This window comes from Actinoplanes sp. NPDC048988 (assembly GCF_043197815.1).
GTDB lineage: Bacteria > Actinomycetota > Actinomycetes > Mycobacteriales > Micromonosporaceae > Actinoplanes.
This window is the reverse complement of sequence record NZ_JBICTW010000001.1, coordinates 1,554,763-1,563,172: the sequence shown is the minus strand read 5'-3', so window position 1 is coordinate 1,563,172 and position 8,410 is coordinate 1,554,763. Positions and strand designations below refer to the sequence as shown.

The 8,410-nt window shown below is 73.1% G+C and carries 7 protein-coding genes; 4 read left to right on the top strand and 3 right to left on the bottom strand.

Translation table 11 applies throughout. The features are described 5' to 3' along the window. Nucleotides 1-91 precede the first annotated feature (91 nt). The 3 genes from ACGFJ7_RS07070 to ACGFJ7_RS07060 are packed head-to-tail and all read right to left on the bottom strand — an operon-like array spanning nucleotide 92 to nucleotide 3,097. On the bottom strand, nucleotides 92-1,273 hold the full coding sequence (locus tag ACGFJ7_RS07070) for an ArsA family ATPase (protein ID WP_392641254.1): 1,182 nt from the start codon (nucleotides 1,271-1,273) through the stop codon (nucleotides 92-94). Then, complete coding sequence (locus ACGFJ7_RS07065) at nucleotides 1,273-2,226, bottom strand: ArsA-related P-loop ATPase (RefSeq protein ID WP_360247322.1); 954 nt, start codon at nucleotides 2,224-2,226, stop codon at nucleotides 1,273-1,275. Before ACGFJ7_RS07065 ends, ACGFJ7_RS07070 begins: the two co-directional genes overlap by 1 nt. A 25-nt stretch (nucleotides 2,227-2,251) precedes the next feature. Continuing rightward, nucleotides 2,252-3,097 carry a hypothetical protein gene (locus ACGFJ7_RS07060; protein ID WP_360247320.1) on the bottom strand — a complete coding sequence of 282 codons (846 nt, stop codon included), beginning with the start codon at nucleotides 3,095-3,097 and terminating at the stop codon, nucleotides 2,252-2,254. Between the two features lie 106 nt (nucleotides 3,098-3,203). Here ACGFJ7_RS07060 and ACGFJ7_RS07055 point away from each other — a divergent pair, with 106 nt between their 5' ends. From ACGFJ7_RS07055 to ACGFJ7_RS07040, 4 genes are all read left to right on the top strand, one after another. Then, complete coding sequence (locus ACGFJ7_RS07055) at nucleotides 3,204-3,359, top strand: DUF4177 domain-containing protein (RefSeq protein WP_015625975.1); 156 nt, start codon at nucleotides 3,204-3,206, stop codon at nucleotides 3,357-3,359. Then, nucleotides 3,356-3,844: a RidA family protein gene (locus ACGFJ7_RS07050; RefSeq protein ID WP_360247318.1), complete on the top strand. Its 489-nt coding sequence runs from the start codon at nucleotides 3,356-3,358 to the stop codon at nucleotides 3,842-3,844. Before ACGFJ7_RS07055 ends, ACGFJ7_RS07050 begins: the two co-directional genes overlap by 4 nt. A 123-nt stretch (nucleotides 3,845-3,967) precedes the next feature. Further along, the gene (locus tag ACGFJ7_RS07045; protein WP_392641251.1) at nucleotides 3,968-4,768 is read left to right on the top strand and encodes an MBL fold metallo-hydrolase; all 801 of its coding nucleotides are present in this window, start codon (nucleotides 3,968-3,970) and stop codon (nucleotides 4,766-4,768) included. After that, on the top strand, nucleotides 4,765-8,403 hold the full coding sequence (locus ACGFJ7_RS07040; RefSeq protein ID WP_360247314.1) for an adenylate/guanylate cyclase domain-containing protein: 3,639 nt from the start codon (nucleotides 4,765-4,767) through the stop codon (nucleotides 8,401-8,403). Before ACGFJ7_RS07045 ends, ACGFJ7_RS07040 begins: the two co-directional genes overlap by 4 nt. Nucleotides 8,404-8,410: the final 7 nt, after the last annotated feature.

The window sequence follows — 8,410 nt, the reverse complement described above, 5'->3', positions numbered from 1 at the left end:
TCGATCACCGCCCACGCCTTGTCCGTCAGCTCACCACGCCCAACACCCGACACATCAACCAGAACTGATCAACTGATCGGCAGGACACGGCCTAGGCGAGAAGCGCGCCGATCGTCCGCAGCCCGTCGACGTCATGGACGTCGGCGGGCTGCGCCGTGACGGAGACCGAGGGCACGGCGGGAAAAGCGTCGGTGAAGGTGGCGGCCACGCGTTGCTCACGCTCGGTCTGCCGTACGAGGTTGGCGTGGATCCGCAGGGCGCCGGCGGTCAGCTGGTTCTCGCCGGCGGCGTCCAGCTCCGCGGCGGCCTCCTCGCTCCGGTCGGCCGGCAGATCGGCCACCTCGGAGCGGTGCATCCGGTTGAGCACCAGACCGGCCAGCGGCATCCGCTCGGCCACCAGGCGCTCGGCGAAGTACGCGGCCTCGCGTACGGCGTCCCGCTCCGGCGCCGCGACCAGCAGGAACGCCGTCTGCGGGTCCTGCAGGATGCGGTACGTCTCGTCGGCCCGCTGCCGGAAGCCGCCGAACATCGAGTCGAGCGCGGCCACGAAGCCCGACAGGTCGGTGAGCAACTGGGCGCCCAGGACCTTCTGCACCGTACGGGAGAAAAGCCCGAAAGACGCGGTGACCAGGCTGAACATGCTCCGGCCGCCGGAGCGCGCCGGCGCCAGCAACATGCGCAGCATGCGGCCGTCGAGGAACCGGGAGAGCCGGGCCGGCGCGTCCAGGAAGTCGAGCGCCGAACGGGACGGCGGGGTGTCGACGACGATGAGGTCCCACTCGTCGGTCGACCGCAGCTGACCCAGCTTCTCCATCGCCATGTACTCCTGCGTACCGGCGAAGGTCGAACTCATGGCCTGGTAGAACGGGTTGGCGAAGATCTCCGCGGCGCGCTGCGGCGTGGTGTGCTGCTGCACCACCTCGTCGAAGGTGCGCTTCATGTCGAGCATCATGGCGTGCAGCTCGCCGCCGTTCTCGCCGTCGATGCCCTTGACCTGGCGGGGCGTGTTGTCGAGCTCGCTCAGGCCCATCGACTGGGCCAGCCGCCGGGCCGGGTCGATGGTGAGCACGACCGTGCGACGGCCGTGCACCTCGGCCGCCCGCAGGCCGATCGCGGCCGCGGTGGTCGTCTTGCCCACCCCGCCGGCGCCGCAGCAGACCACGATCCGGATGGCCGGATCGGCGAGCAGACCGTCGACGTCCAGCACCTCACCCACTACTCCAGAGTAGTCCGTACTTGATCCCACGGACGGCGACTGTGTCCCGGTCCGCATCACGCGCGCATCAGGGCCGCGGCCAGCTCGTCGAGCCCGGCCTGGTCGACGCCGCGCGGCAGCAGGGGCAGCTCGACCAGGGGCAATCCGGTCTCGGTGAGCTCCGCCCGCAGCGTCTCCTCCAGCTCCTGCCGGGTGAGGTAGTCCTTCACCTCGGTGGCCAGGCCGGTCACCGTGCCGGCGTCGGTCGGCAGCCCGGCCTCGGCCAGACCCCGCTTGAGCTCGGCTTTGGTCACCCGGCCGGCGGTCACGAGGGCGGGCCGGGTGGCGTTCAGGATGATCCGGCCGACCGGGATGCGCAGCGCGTTGAGCTCGGCGATCGCGTCCAGCGTCTCCTGCACCGGCATCTCCTCGAGCAGTGTGACCACGTGCACCGAGGAGATCGGCGAGCGCAGCAGCGCGGCGACGCTGTCGCTCTGGGTCTTGATCGGGCCGACCTTGGCCAGCTTGGCGGTCTCGGCCGTGACGTTGAGGAAGCGGCCGATGCGGCCGGTCGGCGGGGCGTCGAGGACCACGGCGTCGTACGCCCGCTTGCCGTCCTGGGAACGGGTGGTGGCCTCTTTGACCTTGCCGGTGAGCAGCACGTCACGCAGGCCGGGCGCGATGGTGGTGGCGAAGTCGATGGCGCCCACCTTGCGCAGCGCCCGGCCGGCCGCGCCCAGGTGGTAGAACATGTCGAGGTATTCGAGCAGGGCCTCCTCGGGGTCGACGGCCAGCGCGCGCACCTCGCCGCCGCCCGCCACCTGGGCGATCCGCAGCTCCTTGTAGGGCAGCGGCTCGGTCTCGAAGAGCTGGGCGATGCCCTGCCGGCTCTCCACCTCGACCAGCAGCGTGCGCTTGCCGCCCGCGGCCAGGCCCAGGGCGAGGGCGGCGGCCACGCTGGTCTTGCCCGTGCCGCCCTTGCCGGTCACCACGTGCAGCCGCGCCGGCCACCTGCTTACTCGCTCGCCCATGAAATCAAAGGTAGCGGGGAGCCGGTCAGCCGGTGACGTCGCAGACCAGCCAGCCGGTCTTGCGGATCACGGTGAACCGCAGGTCCTGGGCCGCGGTCTTCTCGTCGGCGGTCGACATGGTGACCTGCACCGCAACCGTGGCGCGATCCTCGTCGTCGCCGGCCACCGTCGGCTCGGCCCAGCGGAACACCGGGTCGCGGTAGCCCTCGGCGTACGCCTTGATCTCGTCGACCCGATCGGCGATCTTCCGCTTGTCGCGGGCCTCGCGGCAGACCAGGTCGTCGGCGGCCGCCGCGTCCTGCTGGGTGTAGACGGCGGTCAGGAAGCGGTCGACGGCGGTCGCCGCGTCGGGCGAGCCGGGATTGTCGGCGTTACGGAGCAGGAAGTACGCCGAGACGGCGCCGCCGCCGCAGAGCAGCAGCGTGCCGGCCAGCGCCACCGAGACCCACAGGGCGCCCTTGCGGGATCTCGGCTGCTGCGGCGGGCCGGCCCAGATGGGCTCGGGCGGGGCGGCGGGCAGCACGGAGTGGTGGTAGGCCAGGTGTTCCGGCGGGGTGGTCTGCCACTCGCCGGGCGCCTCGTGCTGGGCGTGCCACGGCGAGGTCGGCGGCGGGGCCTGCCAGCCGGCGCCGGCCGGAATGACCTGGGTCTGGTCGTGGGGGGTCTGGTCGTGGCCGGCGGTCTCGTCGGCGAAGGCGCCGGGCGGCGGCCACTCCCGCTCGGCGGGCTCGGGGGCCGCGTCGATGAAGGAGACATGTGGCGGCTCGGGCGCCGGGATCGGCTCGTCCGGCGGGATCGGCTGGGGCGGCTCGGGCGTGGGCACCGGCTCGGGCTCCGGGTGCCCCGGTTGACCGCCCTGCGGGTGCGTCATGTCGCCCTCCGTGATGTGCGATGTCCGGCTTGCTCAGCCTAGTCAAATCGGCCCGATCGTGGGCCCTAAGCTGGGCGCGGTACCGACGATCAGGGGAGTAGCAGCGATGCAGAAGTGGGAGTACGTGACCGTGCCCCTGCTGGTCCACGCGACCAAGCAGATCCTCGACAACTGGGGCGAGGACGGTTGGGAATTGGTTCAGGTCGTTCCGGGCCCGAACCCGGACCAGCTGGTGGCCTACATGAAGCGGGCGAAATCGTGACGCTGCCGATCGCCGGCGAGGGCGGCGTGGACGCGTACGCCAAGCTCGCCGAACTGGGTTTGACCCTGCCGACCGTCGTGCCGCCGCTGGCGTCCTACGTCCCGGCGGTGCAAACGGGCAACTACGTGTACGTCTCCGGGCAGCTTCCGCTGGTCGAGGGCAAGCTGCCGTACGAGGGCAAGGTCGGCGCCGAGGTCACGGCGGAGCAGGGCACCGAGCTGGCCCGGCTGTGCGCCCTCAACGCGATGGCCGCGATCGAGTCGCTGGTCGGCCTGGGCCGGGTCGGCAAGGTCGTGAAGCTGACCGGCTTCGTGGCGTCGGCGCCCGGATTCACTGGTCAGCCCGGTGTCATCAACGGAGCCTCGAATCTGTTCGGTGACGTCTTCGGCGAGCAGGGCCGGCACGCCCGCAGCGCGGTCGGCGTGGCCGAGCTGCCGCTGAACGCGCCGGTCGAGGTCGAGGTCATCGTCGAGTTGGCCGAGTAGCAGTACCGGTTAACAGAACCTGATCTTTCAACCTTTTTGGTTGCTATCCGTAACCTGAGCAGGCACTGAGATCGCACATCCGGTCCTCTCCGTTCACCCCATGCGCGACGTAGGATTTCGCGCATGGGGGGTGCTGCGCCTGAGGGGCTACCGGACTGGGTGACGCTGCTCCGCGCGCCTAACCCGGGGCCGATGACCCTGGACGGCACGAACACGTGGGTGCTGCGCGCGCCCGGCGAGACCCGCGGCGTCGTGATCGATCCGGGTCCGCTGGACGAGTCCCACCTGCGCCGGATCGCCGGCCACGGCCCGTTCCACGCCATCTTGATTACTCACGGTCACCACGACCATGTCGAGGGTGCGGCCCGTCTGTCCGAGCTTCTGGGCGGCACCCCGGTGCTGGCGGCCGATCCGGCGCACGCGATCCCGGCCGAGCCGATGGTGAGCGGGCACCTTCCCGTCGACGGCCTGACGGTCGAGGTGCTGGCCACGCCGGGCCACACCGCCGACTCGGTCAGCTTCCTGGTGAACGGCGAGGCCCTGTTCACCGGCGACACCATCCTGGGCCGGGGCACGACGGTGGTCGCGCACCCCGACGGCGACCTCGGCAAGTACCTGTCGAGTCTCCGGCGCCTCAGCGCGTACGAAAAAATTCTGATGTTGCCCGGCCACGGACCGGCCCGGGACGACGTGTCGGTGGTGGCCCGGGAATACCTGTCCCATCGCGAGGAGCGGTTGGCCCAGGTCACGGCGGCGATGCGGGCCGGCGCCGAGACGGCCGAGCAGGTCGTCGACATCGTTTACCCCGACATCGATCCGGCCGTCCGGTTCGCGGCGATCTGGTCGGCCGCGGCCCAGCTGGATTACCTGAATCACAAAAACCGGGAATCAGGAACACTCGCAGGCGGGTTGGATCGGCTGTGACCTGTCCTGTGTGTGGAACCGTCGCCATCCCGGGCGCCCGTTTCTGCCACAACTGCGGCGCCGCTCTGCCGGCCGCGGCGACCCTGCCGGCGGCCGAGCGGCGCATCGTGACCGTGCTCTTCGGCGACCTGTCCGACTTCACCTCCTGGTCGGAGGACCTCGACCCGGAACGGGTGGGCGCGGTGACCGACCGCGTCCTGGCCGCCCTGGCCGGCGCGGTGAAGACGTTCGGCGGGCACGTCGACAAGCTCACCGGCGACGGCATCATGGCGGTCTTCGGCGCCCCGGTGGCGCACGAGGACGACGCCGAGCGGGCCGTGCGCGCCGCGCTGAGCATGCAGCGTGCCGTCCGGCGGGTGCTGGACGACGAGCGCGGTGGTGGCGCCCCCCTCGGCCTGCGGGTCGGCCTCAACACCGGCGAGGTGGTCGCCGGCATGCAGGCCGGCATCGAGTACACAGTCATCGGCGACACCGTGAACACGGCGGCCCGGCTGGCCGACGCGGCCGCCGTCGGCGCCGTCTACGCCGGCTCGCGCACCAGCGGCGGTACCCGGCACATCGCCTCCTGGCGGCAGCTGCGCCCGCTGCGGCTCAAGGGCAAGCGCGAGCCGGTGCCGGCGTTCGAACTGCTCGGCCTGCACGACGCGCCCGGCACCCGATCGGGTCTGGGCGACGAGGCGCCGTTCGTCGGCCGCGAGACCGAGCTGGGCCGGGTGGCCGGCCGGCTGGCCGAGGCGATCGACGCCGGTACGCCACGGGTCATGGTCATGACGGCCGAGGCCGGCATCGGCAAGTCCCGGTTCGCGGGCGAGGTCAAGCGACTGGCCGCCGGCTACGACGTCGGCAACGGGCGGTACGCCGCGCACGCCGGGGCCCGGGTGCTGCGGGTGCGCTGCCGCGCGTTCGGCGAGCGCCGCCGCTTCGCGCCCCTGGCCGACCTGGTGCGTAAATCGGTCGGCTTGCCCAAGGACGTGGTGTCCACGGTCGGCCGCACGGTGGTCGAGGAGCGCCTGCGCAAGCTGGCCAGCCGGCTGGGCCCGGTCCAGCTCGACATCGACCGGCTGCTGGCCCTGCTCGGCTACGGCGAGGCGCCGGCCAACCCGGTCGGCCCCGCGGCCAGCGCCGACTGGCAGCCGACCAAGCGGCTGGACGCCGACGCCATCTCGGTCGCGGTGGCCGAGCTGCTGTCCGCCCTCGCCGCCGAGACCCCGCTCGTGGTCATCGTCGACGACCTGCACGACGCGACGGCGTCGACCGTGGACGCTCTCGGCCGGACCCTCTCGCTGCTCGACGGCCCGGTGGTGGTGCTGCTGCTCGGCCGGCCCGAGCTGGTGCGCACGGCCGGCGCGCTGACCCGGATGGCCGACGCCGAGGTGCACACGCTGCCGCCGCTGCGCGGCGCGGACGCGTCCCGGCTGCTCACCTCCTATCTGAACGGCGGCAAGCTGCCGCAGCCGGACACCGACCGGCTGCTCGCCACCGCCCAGGGCAACCCGTTCTACCTGGCCGAGATGGTCACGCTGCTGATGGAGCGGGGCGCGCTCACCCCGGCCGTCGGCGCCAACGCGGCCGGCAAGTGGATGCTGGCCGACGGCTCCCTCGGCCGCCAGCTGCTCTCGCGTGACCTGGCCGCCGTCCTGGCCGCCCGCATCGACGCGCTGCCGCCGGAGCCGCGGTCGGTGCTGCGCGACGCCGCCGTGGTCGGCGACACGGTGCCCTCGGGCGTGGTCGAGGCGCTGCGCGAGCGCCGCGCGGCCAGCGACGCCCGGCCCGGCGCGGTGGCCGCGGTCGAGCTGGAACGCTCGGTCGACGAGCTGCTTCAGCGCCGCATGCTGCACCGGGTCCGTGGCGGCTACGCCTTCACGACGCCGCTGATGCGCGAGGCCGCCTATTCCGGCATCGGCAAGGCCGACCTGGCCGACCGGCACTCCTACCTGGCCAACTGGGCCGCGCCCGAGGCGATCGACCGGCTCGGCTACGACAGCGCGAGCCGGCTGAGCCTGAGCGAGAACGAGCGGGACGCGTTCGTGGCCACCCACGCCGAGTGCGCGGTCGACCTGGCCGACGCCGTGCGCCTGCGGCCCGACGCCGCCGTGCGGGACGTGGCGCCGCTGGGTGTGGCCGCACTGGGCCGGATGGCCCGGCGGGCGCTGGCCAACATCGAGCCCGGCGCCTCGATCGAGTACGCGGAACGCGCCGCCCACCTCGCTCCCGACGGTGTGCTGCCCCTGCCCGACCAGCTCGTCTACGCCCGGGCGCTGCTGCGGCTGGGCCGAGCCGAGGAAGCACTCGAGTACGGCGAGAAGATCGCCGTGAGCGCCGACGGCGAGCCGGTCAGCAAGGCCGAGGCGCTGCTCGTGGTCGGCCGCGCGCACGAGGCGCTGGGCGACACGAACAAGGCGGTGGCGGTCTGGCAGGAAGCGCTGGAGGTCGCTACCGAGGCCGAGCTGCTGCCCGAGCGGGCGAACGCGATGCGCCGCCTCGGCATGGCCGACTTCCTGGGCGGCCGGCTCAGCCAGGCCAGCAGCCGGTTCGCCGCGGCCTACCAGGTGACACTGGCCGCCGGCGACCGGCACGGGCAGGCCTGGGCGCTGCAGAACCTGGCCTGGGTGACCACGACCCGGGGCGACTTCGCCGGTACGGACGCCGTGCTCGGCCGGGCGGCGCGACTCTTCGCCGAGCTGGGCGACCCGGTGGGCCGCTCCTGGCTGCGCGGCACCACGGCCTTCGCCCGGTTGCTGGCCGGCCGCCTGCAGGAGTCGCGCCGGCTGGCCCGGGTCTTCCTGCCGTTCGGCGACCGGGTCGGCGAGGGCTGGGCGGTGGGCACGCTGCGGGCCGTGGAGGCGTACGCGGCGGCCGAGCTCGGCGAGCTGGCCGAGGCCGACGGTGAGGCCCGCCGGGCGTACCGGGACTTCAACGCGGTGGCCGACGACTGGGGCCGGGGTCTGGCCCTGGTCGTCCGTGGGGCCATCGCCCGCGGGCTCGGCGAGTTCGACCACGCCTTCGACCTGCTGACCGACGCTCTGGGCTACGCCGACAAGACCGGCCACCCGCTCCTGCTCGGCATGGCCGGCACGCTGCGTGGCTTCGTGGCCATCCACCGGGGCGACCTGGCGCAGGCCGAGGCCGACGCGCGCCGGGTGATGACCGCCGTGGAGCCGCACAACCCGCTCGCCCCGGCCCAGGTCGGCCCGCGGGTGCTGCTGGCCGAGGCGCGGCTGCGGGCCGGTGACGCGGCGACCGCGATCGGGCTGCTGGCGCCGATCGCCACCGATACGGGCACGCCGTCGCTGCTCTTCTCGCGGCGGCATGCCCTGGCCTCGTACGCGGGCGCCCTGCTGGCCGACGGCCGGGTCGAGACGGCGATGACCTGGATCGAACGGGCCCGTGAGGTGCCGGCCGAGGACGTGCGCAGCGGCGTGCTGGCCGCGATGGTGCACGCCCGGGTGCTGGCCGCGGCCCAGCGCTACGACGAGGCGCGGGAGGCGGCCGAGGAGGCGGTCCGGCTGGCGTCCTCGACCGAGCAGACGAGTGAGCGCTGCGCGGCCGAGGATCTGCGGGACGCGCTCACGTCGGCGGGCTCCGAGCCGCCGCCGCCGGAAACTGTCGCGTACGCGTCCGACGTGCCCGGATGATCTCCGG